Source organism: Exiguobacterium sp. s131 (assembly GCF_018617345.1).
GTDB lineage: Bacteria > Bacillota > Bacilli > Exiguobacteriales > Exiguobacteriaceae > Exiguobacterium > Exiguobacterium profundum.
Map to the genome: position 1 here is coordinate 529,128 of NZ_JACSJX010000001.1, position 21,043 is coordinate 550,170.

Genomic DNA, 21,043 nt, shown 5'->3' on the forward strand with positions numbered 1-21,043 from the left:
CATGAAGTACACAACAAGGGGCTCAGTACATGCTGAGTCCCTTTTTTATGATGTCATGACAAACAAAACACGATTGCCAAAACGATACGAAGAACGACCAAAATAAAAATATTTTGTCACAGCTCTTGTTAATTAACCAAAAATAGGATATTTTTGATATATCGGATGACGATATAACGAATAACGACATAAAGGAGCGGGATACGTGACACAACAGTCAAGTACAGGCGCATTAACCGAGGCGGTTTATTATATATTATTATCTCTGCAAGTCCCGAGGCATGGGTATGGGATAATGCAATTCGTGCAAGAATTGAGCAATGGGCGGGTTCAACTCGCTCCAGGTACGTTATACGGCGCCCTCAGTAGTCTAGTAGAGCGAGGATGGATTCAGGCGCTCGAAGGTACGGGGCGGAAGAAAGAGTATGAGATCACGGAAGCGGGTCGGAAGGCACTCCGGTCAGAATTAAATCGGCTAGAAGAACTGGTGCGACATGGTCATGAATGGACGAAGGGGTTGGACACATGAAGACGAAAACGATTTATCGCATCTTTGTTGATTATGAGAAGGAAGAGAAGTGGCTCAACGAGATGGCTCAAAGCGGATGGGCACTCGAATCCTTTCGTTTGATGCGATATGTGTTCAAACAAGTCGAACCCGGAACGTACACGTATCGAATCGAACTATTGTCTAACTTACCTTCGCATCCCGAGTCGAAGGCGTATATGGCATTCCTGGATGAAGTGGGCATCGAAGTGGTCGACACGTCGTATCGGTGGATTTTCTTGCGAAAACGAACGAGTGACGGACCGTTCCAATTGTATTCGGATTTTGATTCGATGATTCAGCGAGAAAAACGAATCATCCAACTGTATGGCGCAGTGGGGCTCGCTAACTTTGTTGTGGTGATAGCGAATCTTTCCAATCCATATGCGCAGTGGACCGTCCTATTGAACATAGCTGTCGTCGCAATGTTGGCTTATGCGGTACAACATCATACTCGGAAAGTCAGGACACTAAAAGGTCTCAAAGCGATTGGAGAGATGAAGTCGTCAGATTGAGCGCATGGTTAGGAGGAGCAAGATGGATTCACCAGAATGGAAAGACTGTATCATTTGTTTCGGATTGATTGCGGGAACGACACTCGGTGTGGTTCTCTCGTTCTTCTTCGATATCGAGCTGGTATATGGGATTGCGAGCGGGGCGATGATTGGCTACATTGGCGGACTTGCCGTATCGATTTGGAAGAAATGATGAATCAGGGTAACATTCCTCGTCTCGACGACGAGGTTTTTTTGATAGATTGTGACGAATGATATGAGATTGGGGTCTATAGTTATAGAGGGGTTATTACGAAGGGGGTAACTGGATGGATGACCAGGTCATCATCGATTGGTACTGGGAACGATCGGAGTATGCGATTGTCGCTACGAAGAAGAAATACGGAAGCTATTGTCATCGTGTTTCTTATAATATTCTACAGAATCGCGAAGACACAGAGGAGTGTTTGAACGATTTATATATGAAAGCGTGGGAGTCGATCCCGCCGACACGTCCGCTTCGACTCGGAGCGTATTTGACGAAGATCGTGCGAAATCTCGCACTACAGCGTTATAAGAAGAATCATGCAAAAAGACGTGGTGGTGGGGAAGTACCGCTCGTCTATGAAGAACTAGAACATGTCCTTACGGAATCGATGAAAGACGAAGACCTCGTCGACGTGTTGAATGAATTTCTAGCAGACCTACCTCGACTGACAAGGGTGATGTTCATGCAACGTTATTTCTATTTACACTCGATTCAAGAAATTGCAACGACACATCAGCTCGGTGAGAGCCATGTCAAAATGACCTTGAAGCGCACGCGGGATGCGTTACAGCGAGCGCTTGAAGCAGAAGGAGTTCGCGTATGAAAAGTGAGCAGATCCTTCGACTACTCGGGGAAGTCGATGACCGGTACATAGAGGAATCGATGATGATAGAGCGAAAACCTTATCAACGACTGAAATGGGGAGCAGGACTCCTCATCGCTGTCGCTGCGGGATTCATGCTCTTCACATCGAATGTCTGGAACGAACGCATCCCATTATCTACGGATTCCACTGCGAATTCCGTTCACATTGTCGACCAATCAAAAGTGACATCAGATATTTCCGAGGAAAATATGATGGACATGACCGAAGATGAACTCTTTTCGAAATGGAATCCGGTCGTGGTCCGAGGAACGGTCACGAACATTCGACATATCGAGATTGATTTCAATGGAGAGACCGAATATCAGTCACTTATCACGATACACGTATCTAATGTGTATCGAGGGGATGTGCAAATCGGGCGAGATTTGATTGTTCGTGCCGATGCAATTGGGGAAACTGGACAGGCAGAACATATGAGTGTTATCTCGCACGTGAAACAGGGCATGGAAGGAATTTTCATGCCGATTCCATATGATGACGAGTTTGTCTGGGAACAAAATGATGCCACGCTCCGATTGAAAGATATTGCCGATTACGGTTTTCCGGATGGGGAGCGTTATCTATTTTTAGATACTCCGAACGGACTCTTGTTCGAGCGGGATGCTTACCCGTCCTTACAAGGTGTGGACTCACTCGATGAAGTAGAGGACTGGATGATGACGCGATTTTCAGAATAATGGAGAACTCAAATCGATAAGGGGGAAATGGATATGGAACGAAAGATTACCGTAAAAGGGACGGGGAACGTCTCATCTCGACCGGATTTGATTGTGATTCACATGGATCTCGTCTCGAAAGCGCCACGGTACGAAGATACGATGACTGAGGCGACAAGTGCGGTGTCCCATCTTCAAAAAGCCATCACGCGTGCAGGGTTTGACAAGACGGACCTCAAAACGAGTGACTTTTCGATTGATACGGAATACGAGAGCTATCGTGATGGAGATGAGAATTATCGGTCGCGGTTTGTCGGATATGTCTGTAAACAGAAGACGAAGCTCGAATTTGCGCTCGATACGTCTAAACTATCGGACGTCATCGAACAAATCAGTCAATCTCGGGCAAATCCGAAACTCTCCATTCGCTTTACGATGAAAGACCCGAATGCGATCGAGGATCAGCTATTGGTGAGTGCCGCGGAGAATGCGAAAAAACGAGCAGAGCTTCTTGCAAAAGGAGCAGGCGCCGAACTCGGAGACTTGCTTCAAATTGACTACACATGGGGAGAGATTCACCTGTTCTCGCCTACAAACGTCCTCTATAGTCAGGACGTCGTCTATTCGGAATCACGGATGCCTGAACTCGAACCGGATGATATTGACGTCAGTGATTCGGCGACGTTCATCTGGAGTTTAAAATGAGGCGACTGACTCTTTTGATTCTCCTTTCACTTTCGATTGCGTTACCTGTATCCGCTCTTTCCTACGCATATATATTTGTCGTGTTCGACCGAAACGCATATGAAGTGCTCGACACAACGATCGAGGAGGGTGCACTCGGTGACGTGATCGGTGAAGTGGAAACGACGGTCAACGACGAGACGGGACGGTATTACGGAAATGCCTCGAACGAATATCCGATTGGGACGGTGTACCGTGAAGTCGACGGGGAGTCTGTGGAAGACGTCATTGCGGTCGAGGACGGTTCGGAGTGGAAGCGAGCGGAGTATCGATTCGAAGCACCGTATCATTCACGTGATTTTATCACCTTCTTCGGCTATTTGCTGCTCGGGATGGGCATCATCATGATAAGTTGGTCGTTCTTCAAGCGAAGTTCGCTGTACCAAAAAGAAGCATGAACGAACGGAGAAATGGGAACGGGAATAAAGAAAGGTTCGGTAAAGGGGGATTTATCATGAACATCTTGATTATTTTTGACTCACTATATGGTCATACTGAAAAGATTGCCCATGCGATGCAAGAGGAACTGTCGAAAGACCATGAGACACGTATGGAACATGTGTTGAATATTGGATTAGGCGACTTAGCGCATGTCGACCTGGTCGTCATCGGCTCACCGACACATGGGGGATACGAAACGGAAGACATTAAAGTGTTTTTGGACGGAATTTCGGACAATGCGTTACGAGGGAAACGGACGGCTGCCTTTGACACGAGTGTCGTCAAGGAGAAACAGAATCCGATTCTTGGTAAAATCATCGATTGGTTCGGTCATGCCGTCAATCGAGTCGAAGGGGAAATGATTGAAAAAGGGGCGACGGATGTCCAGAAAGAGTCGTTCCTCGTCGATGGGACGACGGAGGTGTTGAAGGAAGGCGAACTCGAACGCGCGAAAGCATGGGCGCGGGAGTTGGTCGGATAATACACGGAACGCATTCTGAGAACAGAGTGCGTTTTTTTCTTGAAGCGGACGAGAAGAAATGAAAAACGGGTAAATATATAGTATTCAACTCTTCAGAGAGGAAGCTGGTTGTGATGAAAAAAATGGAACGGGATGTATTGGTCGGTTGGATTGTCGTCGTGCTTGTCCTCTTGATGCATTTTCTGATCACCGTGTCTCTCGGCAACTCGTACTTTGCTGAAAGTTCGCTGAATCGAATGTTGTGGCTCTCGAGTTTTCCTGCATTCTTGATTGCGTTCGTCGCAGCCTTCTTCCAAAAAACGAACACGGTCTTCCTAGCGGTTCGTCGTGGGCTATTGTGGACCATCGAGTTGATGGTCGCCTTCACCATTCTCGCTTGGGTGTTCCGTTCTTTCGAAGGACTGTATGCGAATGCGGGGCTCTATTGGTTATTCGGTGCCGTTTTAATTGGGCCGATCTTTTATATGATGGCATTCCGACGTCAACATTCGAAACGAATCCGCACCCCTTGATTGAAATGTTTCCTCTCAAAGGAGGCGTTTTTAGATTGCCTCAGGATGGGAAAGGATAGAGAGAAGAGAGATTGGAGGAGAGTGCGATGAGCCAGTATTTTTCATCATCTTACGAAGAGTCGCGAGAGAAGTTCTTGAATTTACTGTCTGAAGTGAAGCGATTTTATCCGAAAGCGGAGTTGTTGACACACTCGATTGGGGACGAGAGTATCGACGTCATTTTAGGGGAGCCGAAACGAGAACGAAAAGCGATGATTCTCATGACAATCGGGGAACATGGAATTGAAGGGTATGCGGGCGCCGCGGTGACCCATCAATTTGTTCAAACACAACTCGCGCATGTCCGTCATGAGACGACGGGAATTTGTCTCATCCATGCTGTCAATCCATGGGGGATGAAACACTTTCGACGTGTCAATGAACACAATGTCGATTTGAACCGAAATTACGTCATTGATCGTGAAGCGGTCCCGTATAACGTGAACCGTGAATATGAGCTGATGCGCCATCTCTTCGTACCGGACGGAGTAATTGACGACTATCATGAGGCACGTGAACAGATCTATTCATTTCTCGGCTCTGGAATTAAGCTTGATGGCTTCAAAGCGATGAGTGGTGCAAAAGGGATGGGGCAATATCAATTCCCGAAAGGGGTGTATTACGGGGGAGAAGAAGACGAACCGTCCGCCATCTTTTTGAAGGGAATTCAACATGATTTACTTGAGCGCTATGGAAAAGTCGTCCATCTCGATTGGCATACCGCACTCGGACCGACGAACGAGGTGACGATGGTCATCAGCAAACGGGACGGTCGCACGGAAGATGAGTTAAAACAAGCGTACGGTCTAGACAACGTCAACGTGTATGACCCGGACGAGGTACTCGGAGATTCGACGAATCATTTTTACTACGTGCGCGATACGGAATACCCGGACAAGGGTCTCGTTTCTGCCTTATTTGAATTCGGTACGTTTGGGACGTCGACAAAAGCATCCATCCGTGAATTTTTAACGATTATTTTAGAGAACCGGCTGTACTTTGAAGGGACAAAGGACCCTGAGGCACGAAACAGTATTCAAAACGAATTCATGGCGATGTTCTATCCGGAAAACGCGGATTGGCGAGAAGCTGTTTTACGAGAAGGAGCGAAAGCCGTTGAAGGTTATCTAAAAGGTGAAGCGCTCTGGCGCGACACATAAGAGGGTTTCTCGAAGTCGGAATAGGGAATAATGAGGTTGTGAGTGTTTTCGCTAAATAATGACTGTGGAGGTTGGATGATGGGATATATTACAGCACATGACGGTACAAATCTATACGTAGAGGATGTCGGGTCTGGGGAACCGATTGTCTTCTTGCACGGCTGGCCAGCAAACAACAATATGTTCGAGTATCAGAAGAATGCGCTCGTCGAAGCGGGATATCGCTACATCGGCATTGATTTCAGAGGATACGGGAAATCTGATGCCCCAGCGACAGGTTATGACTATGAGACAATGGCGTCTGATGTGCATATGGTCGTCTATGGACTTGGCTTAAAAAACTTCACGCTCGTCGGTTTTTCAATGGGTGGGGCGATTGCAGTTCGCTACGCAGCCGACTATAAAGAGGATGGACTCAACAAATTGGTCTTGGTCGGAGCCGCGGCACCAATCTTCACACAGCGTGCAGATTATCCATATGGAATGACAACGGACGATGTCGACGCGTTGATTGACGATACACGGGCCGACCGACCGAAGATGCTCGAAGGGTTCGGAGAAATCTTCTTCGAGAAAGAACATTCGAAACCGATGCAAAACTGGTTCCACCATCTCGCGCTCGTCGCGTCGAGCCATGGGACGATTGCCTCGGCACAGGCGTTACGTGACGAAGATTTACGAGATGCCCTGCCAAAAATTGATGTCGAGACGTTGATCATCCATGGAGTACATGATAAGATCTGTCCTTTCGCATTCGCCGAGCAGATGGAGCAAGGCATCTCGAACGCGCGAATCGAGCGCTTTGAAGAGAGTGGACACGGTTCGGTGTTGGATGAACGAGAGAAATTTAACGATACGTTGTTGCAGTTTGTTCAATAATCGATGGCCTCCGAATCGGGGGCTTTTTGTATGTCGATAAGGGTAAGAACCAACGAAAACGGGTATAATTCAATTGGAGTTCCCTTCCATTTTTTGAATCACTGAAACATCGCTGTGACTAGAGTCACGATGTTTTTTTGTGTTGTTTTGGAGAAAGGGGGATAAAACCAGATTAGAACATGGATTTAGTTCAACCTGTCCTACCATTCATGGTACAATAGCGGGGTGGATTAACAGATTGAGGAGAGATTTAAATGAATATCGCTTTCTTTTTATATCCGAAAGAAGACGTCAAATATTTGGACCCCGAATCAACGGTACGACAAGCACTTGAAAAGATGAAGCATCATCGATTCACGTCTGTCCCACTCGTTTCGGAGAACGGATTTTACGCCGGGACGATGACAGAGGGGGATTTACTCTGGGCACTCGCAGAACAGCTTCGCGGGGAAGAAGACTATGAAAAAGTGCTCCGGACACGTCTAAAAGACATCAAGCAACGTGTTCGCTATAAGCCGGTCTCGATTACGGCACAAATTGAAGAGCTCGTCGATGCGATCACGGACCAAAACTTCGTGCCGGTCGTCGATGATGGAAAGTATTTCATCGGCATCATCCGACGCCGTGACATCATCGAGTATTACTCGACAAAGTTGAAACAATTGGAAGATAAAGTGAACTAAGACAGTAAACCAATCTGAAAAAATCAGGTTGGTTTTTGTATGTATGAATACAAACAGCAGGGAGGAAAGCTATCGATGGAAGCACGAGTCATTGAATCGATTGAGTTATGGTTTCAAGAAGCAGGGTCTGAGGAAGCAGTGAACTTTATTGATTTCATGCTGTTTTTAAACGAGTCCGCCTACTCTTTACTCCATCGCGACACGCTACATGGAATCTTGACGTATCATGTCCGATATGAAGACGGTACCTCTCAGTCTGTTTCATACGACAAAGATGAGTGGATTGACTATAAACGGAATGAATGGCAAACAGGTATGAATAGCGGTGAGTGGATATGGTGGCTTGTCGAACGGTGGCGTTTTGTTGTGGAGTGGCGCAACGGTCGGGACTTCCGGACGGGTAACATACTCGAGGAAAACGACTATGGAATAGTTCCTTACGGTAAAATTCAAGACCTCGACATCCTACTATATTCAATTATTGAAAATGATACGCTTAACACAAAAGCATTAATCAAAAAGGGATATTACCATGACCCGCTGTTAAATGAGTGGATTGCAATTCCAAATTCAACGGATTGCCTACGACCACTCGTATTGGCCTTCTGTTATGACGAAGGAATCATCAAAGCACCCCGAACCATCAAACAGATTGATGTGACTTTTATCGATTTGATGACAGGAAAGGTCCAATCGCTTGCGAATGCACTTGAAACATATGAGAAGCCGGCAAATCTCGATTTAGATGATATGGAGTATCGCGATGACATGTTTTATCGTGATACGTCAATTCAAGGGACGATTCGTTATGAAGTAACGTATAAGGACGGAAGAGTCCAATATGTCGAACATGACAAATCAGAAATATTTATGGACTGGGATATGGCAATCATCGATTGGTTTTTTCATCACTGGGAAAATCTGTACGAAGCTTATGCCGAAAAATCTTTTCCATCAGGTCGGCCGTTACAACGTTTTGAATCAAAATTTGATTACTGGAAAGCCATGCTATCTCCTGAAGAATGGGAAGAGTTTATTCATTCAACAGATCCCTTCGACCAGCGACTTTTAACGGATTGGGAACCACATGATGAGATTCAAGATGCAAAAGAGCAGTTTGAGATGATGTTTCATCAAGCAGCGGAGCTCTACCTTGAGGATTTGCGTCACGGATTCTATGAAGATCAACTGTTAGAAGAGCGGATTGACGTCAAAAGCTCGTTCGATGCTGTGATTGCGCTTTACAAAGAAATATCCGAGGCAGAGCAGAAAAGGCGAACGAGGGAGCAACTGCTTTATGGGGAAAAGGATGAAAGCAACGCTAATTGATTGAATAAAGACTATGGAAAAATAGGGACATTCCTTATACTTATACGTATAGAGTCAAGACATACAAGGAAGGAGTGACAATGAATGACGATGCCCGATCTGCATATGCTGCGTGAATCGCTCAAACCGGATTGTGCGAATTGTTTCGGTCTCTGTTGTGTGGCGTTCCACTACTTGAAGTCTGAGGATTTCCCGATTGATAAACCCGCAGGACAGCCGTGTGTCCATTTGGCAGATTCGTATGCCTGCAACATCCATTCCGAACTGCGTGAGCGAGGCTTCAAAGGATGTACGGTGTACGACTGTCTCGGGGCCGGGCAGTTCGTGTCACAAGTGACGTTTCACGGACGAAGCTGGCGGGAGGACGATGTAGACGGCACGCGTATGTTCGCGACGGTACCAATCATGAACCAAGTCCATGAGCTGTTGCTCTACATCACTGACATCCTGACCTGGGAGATTCCTGGGCACGATGCTCGGTTACTCGAGACGTTATTGGGAGAGCTACTGGCTTTCCGTGAGTTGCCGCCTGAACAGTTGACCGGGACGGCGCTGATGGCATTCCGACAACAAGCCCGCCCATTGTTCGTCCGACTCAGTCAGCATATACGTGTGGAAGGATTGAAACAGGACGACCTGAAGTTGACGTCACGACACGAACAAGACCGGGCCGATTTGATTGGTCGAAACTTGAGTCGACACGATGTCAGAGGCACGTGTTACCGGGGTGCCCTGTTGATTGGCGCTAACTTACGTGGGCAAGACCTGTCCTATGTCGACTTCATGGGCGCCGACGTACGAGATCTCGATGTGCGAGGAGCTGTATTAACCGACGGTCTGTTTTTGACACAGATGCAAGTGAACGCGATGAAAGGGGACCGGCAGACAAGACTGGCACCCGTTTACACGCGACCGAGCCATTGGCTGTAACGCAAAAGACGACTTTCACGGGGGAGGTCGTCTTTTTGAATACCTGGAGTTTACGAAAGCGGTGGGAAATGGGGGAGCACATATTCCCCAAGCTCCTCGATGACCTCGTCGGCCGGACGTTGCCCGTCGAACAAAGCGAAGAACAAATGATTGACGCCGATGGCCCGATACGCCTCGAGCAGTTTGATTAACTGATTGCGACCGACACGGAAGCCGAGCCGGATTGGGGTCGGCAGTTCGTCCGGGTCATGTGCCAAATCGAGATGCATCGGCATCGAGAACGGACGGAACCCTTTTCCATGCGTCTGACCTGATTCGCGCCAATCGTTCAGCACTTGTTGTTGTGCGAAAGGTGCCTGCGGGTAGTACATCCACCCGTCTCCGTTCGCCCCAAGCCAGTCCATGTCTTGTTGTGCGAACCCGGTGATCATCGTCGGGATCCGCTTCTTCGGACGTGGCACGAGCGTTGCCTGTTCGACCTCCCCATAAGGTGATTCAATAGTTGGGTAGTTGTTATAGAGCACCTGCTCCATGACACGAAGTGATTCTTTGAACTGGTCGCCACGTGTCGAGTGATCGACTCCGAGCCCTTTGAAATCGGCACGACGGTCACCTGAAGAGATCCCGAGAATCAATCGTTCTGGGAATAATGCTTCAATCGTTGCGACTTCCTTCGCCGAACGAAGGGGGTGACGGAGTGGCAAGACGAGCGCGGACGTACCGAGCGCAATGTTTTTCGTTTGACCAAGTAAATGTGTTCCGTAGATTAGCATATCGTAAATTTGACCGACAGCCGGGTCTAAAAAGTTCGGGTCTTTTAGTAGGACATCCCGTAACCAAAGAGCCGTGAAGCCGTAATCGTCTGCCTTTTGAGCAAGCTCGACTTGACGCTCAAGGGTCGGGGTACGCATTTTAAAATTCTCTAAAGGAATGTGGAGGCCGAGCGTGAGCTCGCCCTCCCGGTACATCCGGTTGTAGCTTTTATGATTGTTGAACATAAGCGCCTCCTTAGTTTGCTTCCAAACGACGTGAAATAGCTGTCAAGATGACGGCGATGATGACCATGATGCCACCGACCCAAGGGGTATGCACAAGTCCGATTGAATCGGCGACGAGTCCACCGATTGTTGCGCCGAGGGCGATCCCGATGTTGAAGGCCGCGATGTTGAGTGCGGACGCGACATCGACAGCGGCAGGTACATATTTTTCAGCCAATTGTACGATATACAGTTGAAGTCCAGGCACGTTCATGAAGGCAAGGAGACCCATCAAGACGATGGCGATCAGACCTGCTACTTTGAACGGAATCATGAACGACATGATGATCATGACCGCTGCGTGAACGATAAACATATAGAACAATGCTTTCGCTGGATTTTCGTTGGCGAACTTTCCACCGACCGCGTTCCCGATGGCGACTGCGATTCCGTAAATGAGTAAGACGACACTGATCAAGCTCGGGCTGATTTTTGTCACGTCTTGCATGATGGGTGTCAAGTACGTGAAGGCGACGAACGTTCCGCCGTAACCGAGTGCTGTAATCAAGAATCCGAGCATGAGACGACCGTTTGTGAGCAGTTTCTTCATATCTGAGAACTTCGCTGGTGGTGACTGTTTCAAATCTTTTGGAATCAAGAAGAAACTTGCGATGATTGAAATGACACCGAGTGCTGCGACAGCGAAGAATGTGGCGCGCCATCCGAACGCTTGTCCGATGAAAGTACCGAGTGGGACTCCTGTAACGGTTGCGACAGTTAAACCAGTGAACATGAGTGCGATGGCACTCGCTTTTTTGTGTGGTGATACGAGTTGAACAGCAATCGTTGCCCCGATGGAGAAGAAGACACCATGCGAGAATGCGGTGATAAATCGGGCGACAATCAAAAGTTCAAAGGTGGTCGACATGGCCGAGACCAAGTTTCCGCCGATGAAGACGACCATGAGTGCCATGAGTAACGTCTTGCGGTTCATCCGGTTCGTCAGTGCCGTCAAAATCGGTGCACCGACGGCTACGCCGATCGCGTAACCCGAGATAATGAGACCCGCGAGAGTGATGCCGATGTTTAAATCACTTGCGATCGATGCGAGGAGACCGACCGGGACGAACTCGGTCGTTCCGATGCCGAAAGCGCTGATCGCGAGGGCGAGTAATGCCAACCCTCCATTTTTAGGTGCCTGTTCTTCGACAGGTTGTGTGTACGGTTGATTCATTAGTAGTTCCTCCTAAAAAAATGAATAGTGTGGAAGACGAGGGCCCTTCGTCTCCGGATAGCAAAGACATCTCACTTTCCTCTATTGTTCAGTACGGTCGAAAAAGTACCTTACCGTCTCAAGAGGATGTTACAAGCGAAATGAACTTGTATAGATTTGCTACAGTTGCTATCATAAGTGCATGAAAACAGTTTGAGAAGTACGTACTTTTTAGTGCGGTAGGCACCAAAAAGTGCCTATGTAAGAAATGGAGGAAACGAAATGCCATATAATATTCCGGTCGAAGCGACACTTGACGTCATCGGCGGTAAGTGGAAAGTCGTCATCATGTGTCACTTGATTAAAGGGGAGCGACGGACGAGTGAACTGCGTAAACTCATGCCGAACATCACGCAAAAAATGCTCACCCAACAATTGCGTGAGCTCGAAGCGGATGGTGTCGTCGTTCGTACGGTGTTCGAGCAAGTTCCGCCGAAAGTCATTTACTCACTCTCTGAGTACGGATGGTCACTCAAGCCAATCTTGGACGCCATGTGCGCCTGGGGCGAGTGCCATATCGATCAGTCCGGTGAAGAGGTCATTTCATAACCATCACGGTCGTCCAATACGGACGACCGTTTTTCGTAGTGACAAGTCGGGTACAGGGACAGAGACAAGGAGGGAATTAGGATGGACGTGAAAACTTTTTTGTTTACAGATGACGGCTCCATTCCCAACCATCCGGATTATCCGGCGCTCCTCTATCGTGGCGTCTTTGATGACCCGAGCGGGATGCGAGAGACGTTTGCCCATAATGAATGGACGAACAGTTGGGTGAACGGGGTGTTCGACTATCATCACTATCACAGCAACACGCATGAAGTATTGGGCATATTACAAGGTGAAGCGACGCTTCAACTCGGAGGGACGAACGGTGACCTCGTCCGCGTCCGCCTAGGTGATGTCCTCGTCTTACCGGCGGGAACGGGACATCGTCGCATCGAGGCGAGCGAAGATTTTCAAGTGGTCGGGGCATACCCGGACGGTCGTGACTATGACACGTTGACAGGAAAGACGGAAGAACGACCGGACAACGTGAAGCGAATCGAACAAGTCGAAAAACCGAAGTTTGACCCCGTCTTCGGGACGACGGGTCCACTACATGAAGCATGGACAAAGGAGGAAACGTTATGAATCAACGACTACCACATTCTTTATTACTTGCAGCTTTGAAGCAAAACGTCGTCAAATTGAAAGACGGGCGCGAGATGCGCGCACTCGGACAAGGTACATGGCGCATGGGGGAAGACAAATCGAAGCATGATGCCGAGGTTGAGGCGCTTCGGACAGGAATCGACTGCGGACTCCATGTCATCGACACGGCGGAAATGTATGGGGAAGGGGAGTCTGAGAAGTTGGTAGGGGAAGCGATCCAAGACCGACGCGAAGATGTCTTTCTCATCTCGAAAGTGTATCCATACAATGCGTATGGCGACAAACTCGTCAGCGCATGTGATGCGTCGCTCGAACGACTCGGGACGGACTACCTGGATCTTTACTTACTCCATTGGCGAGGCGATGCCCCGCTCGAGGAGACGATTCAAGGGATGGAACAGCTCAAAGCGGACGGAAAGATTCGGGCATGGGGAGTCTCGAACTTCGATGTGGACGATATGAAGGAATTGCTGTCGCTACCGAATGGAGACAAGTGCGCGGTCAATCAAGTGCTCTATCATCTTGGCAGTCGCGGGATTGAGTACGACCTCCTTCCTTATCTAAAAGAACAAGGGATTCCTGTCATGGCATACGCTCCACTCGCTGAAGGAAGTGACGTGAAAGAAGAGGTCTTCCATAACGAAACGATCAATCGGATCGCGGAGTCGTATAGTGCCTCAGTCGCGCAAGTCTTACTTGCTTGGACGATTCGGAGCGGACACGTCATCGCCATCCCGAAAGCCGGGCAGGCCGAGCATGTCGAGGAGAATGCGGCAGCGCTCTTGCTCGACATGAGTGAGGAGGATTTTGCTGCGCTCGATGAAGCATTCCCACCACCGACGACGAAACAACCGCTAGACGTCATTTAAAACGATAAAGGACTGGCAATTTTGCCAGTCCTTTTGCATGTTCACGTTGATTAAATATCGATTTCTGAAAAGATGAATTGTGTTTTTGTTTGAGCATATGGAATCACTTCATCGATAAAAGATTCAGCTGCAGAAAAAGACGAGAATTGCATTTTGATGAGATAACAGGCGTCACCAGATATGCGATAACAAAATGAAACATTCGGTTGTTGTTTTAAATAAAGAATGAACGCTTCATATTGGCCATTCTTCACTGTTGCCTCGATGATACATTGAATTGGAAGACCTAGCTTTTCGTGATCAAGTACAAGCGAGTATTGTTTGATGACTCCAAATGATTCTAGTCGTCGAACCCGCTCGCTAACAGAAGGAGCGGAAAGATTGATACGTCGTCCAAGTTCGCTCATGGAAAGACGACTGTCGTGCTCTAATTCATGGATGAGTTTGTAATCAATTTCATCGATTTTTAGCATGACACGTATTTTGCCTCATTTCGTTATTTATTGAATGTTCATAGGTACATATTGATTGTGGATGAAATGGAGTTGAATAGATAGACCTTTTATCATATAAGTACAGGAGGTGAAGGAAATGCCAAGAATTAAGTTAGCGGAGCATGGAAGAACAAAGTTTGAACGTTTACTTGGTCATAATATCGAAATTCAAGGAAATTGGTCAAAATTAGAGGAGTCATTGAATAATGCTGGTCAACTTTCTCCCACATTGAAAGAACAAGTCCGTCGAACACTTGCGCAACGAAATGGATGTGAATATTGTCGAGCAAAAGGAAAGCCAAATCAAATTCAATTCGATGAACAAACAGCGGTTGCCGTAGGTTTTGCGGAAGTTTTCTTAAAAATGAAAGGAGAAATTCCATCTTCTATCATTGAGGTGTTAAAAGAAACATTCACGGAGGCGGAAATTAGTGAATTGTGTGCCTTTATTACGTTTATGACAGCATCCCAATATGTAGGGGCGATGTTAGGGTTAGAAGCGGAAATTTGACATATACATATCAAATTCTCCTCTCTTTTTTAGGGAATAAAAAGATTGATTTGCCTTTCACACTTCAGTACGAAGTGAACCCAAATGAAAAGACCACCGGAAGCTTCCGATGGTCTTACTTATCAGTTCGCTAGCGGATGTTTCAAGAGATAGTCTTCGATTTGATCAATCGTTTCTTTCAACACGCCGTCTGCGAATGGTGATTTGAGACCTGCCAGTTCGACGAGTTCGAGGAACGAACGGCTTCCGCCTGCCTGACAGAGCGTGAGGTAATCGCTCCATGCCGCTTCGCGGTCTTCATGCATGCGCACCCAGAACTGGAATGCACATACTTGTGCGAGCGTATAGTCGATATAGTAGAACGGGCTTTGGAAGATGTGACCTTGTTGGTGCCACCATGCGCCCGATTCGAGATAGTCATTCGTCTCATAATCACGGTGCGGGAGATAGACCTTCTCCAAATCGCGCCACGCCTGACGACGCTCGGCAGCTGTCATCTCTGGGTTGCGGTAGACGACGTGTTGGAACTCATCGACGAGCACGCCATACGGAAGGAACGTCATGCTACCTGCCAAGTGATTGAACTTATACTTGTCGACTTGGTCGCCGAAGAAGAGCTCCATCCATGGCCAACAGAAGAATTCCATCGACATCGAGTGGATCTCACACGCCTCATACGTCGGGAAGGCGTATTCCGGTGTCGTCAAATGACGGCTTTCATACACTTGGAAGGCATGACCGACTTCGTGCGTGAGTACGTCGATGTCGCCGGCCGTCCCGTTGAAGTTCGAGAAGATGAACGGAAGTCCTTCAGACGGTAAGTAAGTGCAATAGCCACCGCCGGATTTCCCTGGTTTCGCCGTCAAGTCGAGGGCGCCGCGTTCCTGCATGTATTGGAAGAACTCGTCCGTCTCGTTTGAGAGCTCACGATACATCTTGTTTCCGCCTTCGATGATGAACGACTCATCCCCTTGTGGTGTCGCGTTTCCGTCTGGGAAGACGAACGACTCATCGTAGTAATAGAGGTGGTCGACGCCGATTCGTTTCGCCTGCTTTTCTTTCAAAGCAGATGCGAGCGGGACGATGACGTCACGGACTTGCTTCCGGAAGTTGTCGACCATCGACTCGTCATAGCCGACACGCTGCATCCGTGCATAACCGAGTTCGACGAACGACGGGAAGCCGAGCGCGTGAGCGATTTCCGTACGGACGCGTACGAGTTCCCCATAAATGCGGTCGAGCTCATCGCCGTTATCAGAAAGGTATGTATAGCGGGCGACAGATGCGGCTTTTCGGACATCACGGTCTGGTGATTGGAGATACGGACCGAACTGTGACAAGTTGAGTGTCTTGCCGTCAAATTCGATTTGCGCAGCGGACATGACCTTTTGATAAGCTGTCGCGAGGCGGTTTTCTTCCTGCAGTTTCGGGATGAGTGACTCCTCGAACGTTTCAAGTGCGCGCTCGGCGAGAGAGAACAGTTGGCTGCCCCATTCCGCTTCGAGTTCAGTGCGAAGCTCGTGGTTCGTCAAGACGCGATAGTACGCTTGAATCTCCTTCTCATAGACCGGAAGTGCGTCGTCAAAGAAGGCCTGTTCTTCTTCGTAAAACGAATCGCGTGTGTCGACCGAATGTCGGATCGCGACGAGTTGACTTTGTGTCTCAAAGTCGTTCCGTTCTTTGTTGATTTGGCGAATGAGTTCGTTCGCTTCCTCGAGTGTGCTGGCTTGCTGTAATTCGGCAGAATAGTCCGACAATCTGCTGTTTAAAGCGTCCAAGTCGGGCCGTTCATATGACAATTTTGTGAAAGTCGTCATTGTAAGCGCCTCCATCGTGTGAAATTTTTACAAAGTGTAAAAAGGGCTTGCAAAAGCGATTGCACACTCGTATTCTTACGATGTGTAAAACGATTTCGCACTACCTTATTACAACTATACCGTTAATGGGGTAGGGATTGAAGTATTAGCTTTTCGGGTATAAAAGTGGAGACTTCGATTCAATAGAACATGTTGGAGGGATTAAGCTATGGGATTCTTTAAAAAACTTTTTGGTGGTAAAGAAGAACAACTCAACGCGGTTTCACCGCTTACAGGAAAGGTCGTCGACATCACGAACGTACCGGACCAAGTATTCTCACAAAAAATGATGGGTGACGGGATCGCAATCGAGCCGACTGAAGGAAAAGTCGTCTCACCGGTTAGCGGAACAATCGCGACAGTATTCCCAACAAAACACGCGATCGGTATCAACGCAGACAATGGTGCGGAATACTTGATTCACATCGGTTTGGATACGGTAAACCTTAAAGGTGAAGGCTTCGAGACACACGTTACAGAAGGTCAATCTGTCAAAGCAGGCGACCCACTCGTCACGTTCGACCTCGATTTCATCAAAGCGAACGCGCCATCTACGATCACTCCGATCATCATCACGAACCACGACAGCTTCGGCGTGAACAAACTTGTCGCAGAAGGCGACACGGTGACAGCTGGATCTTCGGAAGTCGTCGAATTGACAAAGAAATAAGAAGACGACCCATGACTCGGGAGCTTAGGCTTCCGAGTATTTTTTTGCGAATGCGGGAATTATAATGAAGAGAGGGAAGGGGGAATTGAGATGGATGGAAAAAATGCACCATACCGGGGATACGGGGATCGGATACGAATATTACGGGAACGGGCCGGATTGTCGATTGAGACGCTTGCGGAACAGATTGGCGTCGCCCCGTACTTTATCCGACGTACCGAACTGAGTGAGGTCTATCCGACCATGCCTTACATAGAGGCGCTCGCAGACGCTTTGCAAATCGATCCGAACTATTTGGCACGCCATATTTGGACGGGGGAGTCGCTCAAGGTACTCATGCGAGGAAAAGTGCCGGAACTCGAACAGATGAAGCTCGCCTATGAAGAAGCGATGCACGGGAAGTCCGTCGAAGAAATGCAACGGCAACTCGAAGAACGGATGCGCATCTTTGACCTGATGCACGAAGAGGAGTTACAACGTATTTTCAAAGAAGACGAGGAACCGACGACGCACCATGCACTCGAAGCGCTCGTCGATGCGGTGCTTGACCTCGGACGGTCACATGACACGACGCGTCATATCGTCCCGTTCGCCCGCTATGTGGAACGTCTCGTCCCAGACCAATTCGTGGATAACTCATTTCAGTACGCAGAGTATGGCGTCGTGGACAAATCCTATAAATTACAATGACCGTAGAGCATTCTACGGTTTTTTTGTGCACGATGAATTATAAAATTAAGTGCAACACCCCAAAGTGAACACAAAAAAGTGACCAGGAGAATCCCTGGTCACTTCAATCAGCGCGTTGGACGCGCTTCGTAGCGTACTTTTGGACGTGTGCCGGCGAGTAAGAAGCCGAGCACGATATTCAAGATTGTGAGCACCCATCCGACATAACCGAATGTGTAGGCAAGACTCGCCAGCATCGTTTGCCAGTCGAGCAATGCTGCTGCGTCCCCGCGGAATGTGAAACGGATGACGGTGAAGCCAATGAGTGTCGCTGCAGTAATCATGATGCCGATCCATGCGCCACCGAAGCGGGACGTTTGAGAGCGTCTGCTGACCGGATACCAAAACGCGAGCGTTCCGATGAACGCACTGCCTGCATAGGCAAGCAGGATTTGCCATAACGCATCCGCGTCTAAGAAGACGGTATAACAGATGAACGTCGTGAGCGTCGTCATAAACGTAAAGATTAAGGCTGCGAGTAATCGTGATCGCATAGTTCGTTTTCCTCCTCATTTTGCACATTCTTTAGAGTAAACGAAAACGAATTTGCTGTAAACGTTATTGACGGTTTTGTAATATTTGTCGCCATTGTTTAATAGCGTTCGTTCCATAGAACAAGACGCCGCCACGATAGAATTTCGAGCCAATCCACAGTGTGATACCAATCGTTCCGATGAGTAACCCAATCGAAAGCGCCACTTCCCATACGGCCACATCGACGAGCATGACGCGAAGGAACATGAGCATCGGAGCGAAGAACGGGACGAACGAGAGAATGGTCACGATGGTCGCATCCGGGTTGTTCAATCCAAACATCGCGACTAAGAACGCAGCGACGAGGAGCATGATGACCGGCATGACCATTTGTTGTGACTCTTCGACACGGCTGACAAGTGAGCCGAGGACAGCGAAGAGTGAGGCGTACAACAAGTACCCGAGCAAGAAGAAGACGAGTAGATAGATGACGGCCCGTGCGTTGCCGGCGTTCTCGATGACCGTCGTCGCCAGTTCGCTACCACTCGCACTTACATAACCAAACCCAAGGAAGATTCCGATTTGGATGAGGGCGAGTGTCCCGATAGCGGTCACTTTCGCAAGCATATGGGTCACCGGATGAGTCGTGGAGATGATGAGCTCCATGACACGCGATGACTTCTCCGTCGTCACTTCTGTTGAAATCATCGATCCGTACGTGATGATCGAAATGTACAGGAGCATCAACATGACGTAAACGAGCGCCGAAGACGAGAGGAGCTCATCCGAGTTCTCTCCACCGCGTCCGAGATAGGACTCGTCGAGTTGGATCGGTTCGCTGAGGGCAGCGATGACGGTCGGGTCGACATCGGACGATTCAATCAATTCCGCATTGCGCAACTGTTGTAAGGATGTTTGCAAGAGGGTCGTGAACTCCTGCTCCGGGCGTTCGGAGATAACGCGAGCATCATAGCCGTCAACAAAAGCGACGACCCCATACTCTCCGTCGTTGATGCCGGTCCGTGCCTCTTCTTCCGTAATTTCGCTAGAGGCGACGTCTTCATAGCCGAGTGATTTCATCGTGTCGACGATTTCTTTGTTCTCAGACACGACGAGTGCGCTCGCTTGCTCGGAATCCTCAAACGTAGACATGATGCGGTCGATGTTCGTAAACCCGAAGATGAACAGGATGGTTAGCGCCGTCGAGATGAGGAATGCTTTTGAACGAATTCTCGATTTGAGTGTGAACGCATAGAGCGGTCCAAAGTTATGAAACATGCTGTCCGACCTCCTTGATGAAGATGTCATTGAGCGATACCGGTTGGCGCATGAACGTCTTCACGTTCGCCTGATGACGGACGAGTGCCGACAGGACGGCGTCACTGTCTTCGAAAGAATGTAAGCGTACTAGATGACCGGATTTGTAAGGCTCGATTGTCTCCACGACTGGGAGCGACTCGAGAATGTGAATCTGGTCCGTTTCAATAAAGAGGGCAGGTTCTTCGTATCTCGACTTGATTGTCGGGACGTCACCGCTTACGACGGCACGGCCACCTTTCAAGATGCCGACGTGTTGGCACAATTCTTCGACATGTTCCATTCGATGACTCGAGAAGACGATGGTCGTCCCGGCGTCACGCAACGCGAGAACTTCACGCTTCAGGATTTCGACGTTGACCGGGTCGAGGCCGCTGAACGGTTCGTCTAAGATGACGAGTTCCGGGTTATGGAGCAGGGCGGCGACGAGCTGAATCTTCTGTTGATTCCCTTTTGATAGCTGCTCGACGCGCATCGTTTCATATTGAGGAATTTCAAGGCGTTCGAGCCATGACTTGACCGCGCGTTTGGCATCGCTCCCGCGCATGCCCTTTAGGCTTGCGAGAAAGACGAGCTGTTCACGCACTTGGGATTTGGGATACAGGCCACGTTCCTCGGGCAAATAGCCGACGATGCGATGGTCGACCGCTTTACCGTTCCACGTGATACTCCCATCGGTCGGCTTCAAGATGTCGAGGATCATCCGGAACGTCGTAGTCTTTCCAGCACCGTTTGCACCGAGCAAACCAAACATTTCCCCTTGTGGGACGCGGAACGTGAGGTCGTCGACAGCTTTGAAGTCACCAAACTCCTTGGTGACGCGTTCGATATGTAATGCCATATTCTATTACCTCCTTAGAATGTCTCTTCTTCTATCGTACGCCACCT

Annotated in this window: 27 protein-coding genes; 20 read left to right on the top strand and 7 right to left on the bottom strand. The window is 48.6% G+C overall.

Features of this window, described 5'->3' with window-relative positions; all coding sequences use genetic code 11:
- Positions 1-205: 205 nt before the first annotated feature.
- The 14 genes from KNO69_RS02765 (at position 206) to KNO69_RS02830 (ending at position 9,830) form a co-directional block, all read left to right on the top strand.
- Positions 206-529 (top strand): PadR family transcriptional regulator, encoded by a 324-nt coding sequence (locus KNO69_RS02765; RefSeq protein WP_214730386.1) that lies wholly within the window; start codon positions 206-208, stop codon positions 527-529.
- Positions 526-1,062, top strand: coding sequence for a DUF2812 domain-containing protein (locus KNO69_RS02770; protein WP_168169856.1), 537 nt, complete (start codon positions 526-528; stop codon positions 1,060-1,062). The genes KNO69_RS02765 and KNO69_RS02770 overlap by 4 nt, the downstream gene beginning before the upstream one ends.
- A gap of 22 nt (positions 1,063-1,084) precedes the next feature.
- A complete protein-coding gene (locus KNO69_RS02775) occupies positions 1,085-1,255 on the top strand; it encodes a hypothetical protein (RefSeq protein WP_214815966.1) in 171 nt (56 codons plus the stop codon).
- A 115-nt stretch (positions 1,256-1,370) separates the two neighbouring features.
- A complete protein-coding gene (locus KNO69_RS02780) occupies positions 1,371-1,913 on the top strand; it encodes an RNA polymerase sigma factor (RefSeq protein ID WP_214815969.1) in 543 nt (180 codons plus the stop codon).
- The gene (locus KNO69_RS02785; protein ID WP_214815972.1) at positions 1,910-2,653 is read left to right on the top strand and encodes a hypothetical protein; all 744 of its coding nucleotides are present in this window, start codon (positions 1,910-1,912) and stop codon (positions 2,651-2,653) included. Before KNO69_RS02780 ends, KNO69_RS02785 begins: the two co-directional genes overlap by 4 nt.
- A gap of 33 nt (positions 2,654-2,686) precedes the next feature.
- Positions 2,687-3,337 carry an SIMPL domain-containing protein gene (locus KNO69_RS02790; RefSeq protein WP_214815975.1) on the top strand — a complete coding sequence of 217 codons (651 nt, stop codon included), beginning with the start codon at positions 2,687-2,689 and terminating at the stop codon, positions 3,335-3,337.
- Positions 3,334-3,774 (top strand): hypothetical protein, encoded by a 441-nt coding sequence (locus tag KNO69_RS02795; protein WP_214815979.1) that lies wholly within the window; start codon positions 3,334-3,336, stop codon positions 3,772-3,774. The genes KNO69_RS02790 and KNO69_RS02795 overlap by 4 nt, the downstream gene beginning before the upstream one ends.
- Before the next feature lie 56 nt (positions 3,775-3,830).
- The gene (locus KNO69_RS02800; RefSeq protein ID WP_214815982.1) at positions 3,831-4,298 is read left to right on the top strand and encodes a flavodoxin family protein; all 468 of its coding nucleotides are present in this window, start codon (positions 3,831-3,833) and stop codon (positions 4,296-4,298) included.
- 113 nt (positions 4,299-4,411) lie between these two features.
- Positions 4,412-4,810, top strand: coding sequence for a hypothetical protein (locus tag KNO69_RS02805; protein WP_078147379.1), 399 nt, complete (start codon positions 4,412-4,414; stop codon positions 4,808-4,810).
- Between the two features lie 86 nt (positions 4,811-4,896).
- On the top strand, positions 4,897-6,009 hold the full coding sequence (locus tag KNO69_RS02810; RefSeq protein ID WP_214730388.1) for a M14 family metallopeptidase: 1,113 nt from the start codon (positions 4,897-4,899) through the stop codon (positions 6,007-6,009).
- A 75-nt stretch (positions 6,010-6,084) separates the two neighbouring features.
- On the top strand, positions 6,085-6,888 hold the full coding sequence (locus tag KNO69_RS02815) for an alpha/beta fold hydrolase (RefSeq protein WP_214815986.1): 804 nt from the start codon (positions 6,085-6,087) through the stop codon (positions 6,886-6,888).
- 254 nt (positions 6,889-7,142) lie between these two features.
- Entirely contained in the window at positions 7,143-7,571 is a 429-nt protein-coding gene (locus KNO69_RS02820) for a CBS domain-containing protein (RefSeq protein ID WP_074036155.1), read from the top strand.
- 75 nt (positions 7,572-7,646) lie between these two features.
- Entirely contained in the window at positions 7,647-8,900 is a 1,254-nt protein-coding gene (locus KNO69_RS02825; protein ID WP_214815990.1) for a hypothetical protein, read from the top strand.
- A gap of 84 nt (positions 8,901-8,984) precedes the next feature.
- Entirely contained in the window at positions 8,985-9,830 is an 846-nt protein-coding gene (locus tag KNO69_RS02830; protein WP_214815993.1) for a pentapeptide repeat-containing protein, read from the top strand.
- 50 nt (positions 9,831-9,880) lie between these two features.
- On the opposite strand, the gene KNO69_RS02835 is transcribed toward KNO69_RS02830, so the two are convergent.
- Together KNO69_RS02835 and KNO69_RS02840 are read right to left on the bottom strand one after the other, a co-directional pair.
- Positions 9,881-10,828, bottom strand: a complete 948-nt coding sequence (locus KNO69_RS02835) for an LLM class oxidoreductase (protein WP_214815996.1) — start codon at positions 10,826-10,828, stop codon at positions 9,881-9,883.
- Between the two features lie 10 nt (positions 10,829-10,838).
- Positions 10,839-12,041, bottom strand: coding sequence for an MFS transporter (locus tag KNO69_RS02840; RefSeq protein WP_214815999.1), 1,203 nt, complete (start codon positions 12,039-12,041; stop codon positions 10,839-10,841).
- A gap of 261 nt (positions 12,042-12,302) precedes the next feature.
- On the opposite strand from KNO69_RS02840, the gene KNO69_RS02845 reads away from it, so the two are divergent.
- The 3 genes from KNO69_RS02845 (at position 12,303) to KNO69_RS02855 (ending at position 14,104) form a co-directional block, all read left to right on the top strand.
- Positions 12,303-12,629, top strand: a complete 327-nt coding sequence (locus KNO69_RS02845; protein ID WP_078147375.1) for a winged helix-turn-helix transcriptional regulator — start codon at positions 12,303-12,305, stop codon at positions 12,627-12,629.
- Between the two features lie 81 nt (positions 12,630-12,710).
- Entirely contained in the window at positions 12,711-13,214 is a 504-nt protein-coding gene (locus KNO69_RS02850) for a cupin domain-containing protein (protein ID WP_074036164.1), read from the top strand.
- Entirely contained in the window at positions 13,211-14,104 is an 894-nt protein-coding gene (locus KNO69_RS02855; RefSeq protein ID WP_285800568.1) for an aldo/keto reductase, read from the top strand. Before KNO69_RS02850 ends, KNO69_RS02855 begins: the two co-directional genes overlap by 4 nt.
- A 50-nt stretch (positions 14,105-14,154) precedes the next feature.
- On the opposite strand, the gene KNO69_RS02860 is transcribed toward KNO69_RS02855, so the two are convergent.
- On the bottom strand, positions 14,155-14,577 hold the full coding sequence (locus KNO69_RS02860; RefSeq protein WP_214816002.1) for an Lrp/AsnC family transcriptional regulator: 423 nt from the start codon (positions 14,575-14,577) through the stop codon (positions 14,155-14,157).
- Between the two features lie 118 nt (positions 14,578-14,695).
- Here KNO69_RS02860 and KNO69_RS02865 point away from each other — a divergent pair, with 118 nt between their 5' ends.
- Positions 14,696-15,109, top strand: a complete 414-nt coding sequence (locus KNO69_RS02865) for a carboxymuconolactone decarboxylase family protein (RefSeq protein WP_074036169.1) — start codon at positions 14,696-14,698, stop codon at positions 15,107-15,109.
- A gap of 122 nt (positions 15,110-15,231) precedes the next feature.
- Here KNO69_RS02865 and KNO69_RS02870 read toward each other — a convergent pair whose 3' ends face one another.
- Positions 15,232-16,926: a M3 family oligoendopeptidase gene (locus tag KNO69_RS02870; RefSeq protein WP_031422757.1), complete on the bottom strand. Its 1,695-nt coding sequence runs from the start codon at positions 16,924-16,926 to the stop codon at positions 15,232-15,234.
- Positions 16,927-17,134: 208 nt separating this feature from the next.
- Between KNO69_RS02870 and KNO69_RS02875 the strand changes: the two genes are divergently transcribed.
- Both KNO69_RS02875 and KNO69_RS02880 read left to right on the top strand, forming a co-directional pair.
- A complete protein-coding gene (locus tag KNO69_RS02875) occupies positions 17,135-17,635 on the top strand; it encodes a PTS sugar transporter subunit IIA (protein ID WP_012727005.1) in 501 nt (166 codons plus the stop codon).
- A 90-nt stretch (positions 17,636-17,725) separates the two neighbouring features.
- Positions 17,726-18,325 carry a helix-turn-helix domain-containing protein gene (locus tag KNO69_RS02880; protein WP_214816005.1) on the top strand — a complete coding sequence of 200 codons (600 nt, stop codon included), beginning with the start codon at positions 17,726-17,728 and terminating at the stop codon, positions 18,323-18,325.
- A gap of 107 nt (positions 18,326-18,432) precedes the next feature.
- On the opposite strand, the gene KNO69_RS02885 is transcribed toward KNO69_RS02880, so the two are convergent.
- From KNO69_RS02885 to KNO69_RS02895, 3 genes are all read right to left on the bottom strand, one after another.
- Positions 18,433-18,858, bottom strand: coding sequence for a hypothetical protein (locus KNO69_RS02885; protein ID WP_078147368.1), 426 nt, complete (start codon positions 18,856-18,858; stop codon positions 18,433-18,435).
- A 64-nt stretch (positions 18,859-18,922) separates the two neighbouring features.
- Positions 18,923-20,116, bottom strand: a complete 1,194-nt coding sequence (locus KNO69_RS02890; RefSeq protein ID WP_214690617.1) for an ABC transporter permease — start codon at positions 20,114-20,116, stop codon at positions 18,923-18,925.
- A complete protein-coding gene (locus tag KNO69_RS02895) occupies positions 20,106-20,996 on the bottom strand; it encodes an ABC transporter ATP-binding protein (protein ID WP_012727001.1) in 891 nt (296 codons plus the stop codon). The genes KNO69_RS02890 and KNO69_RS02895 overlap by 11 nt, the downstream gene beginning before the upstream one ends.
- Between the last annotated feature and the right edge of the window lie 47 nt (positions 20,997-21,043).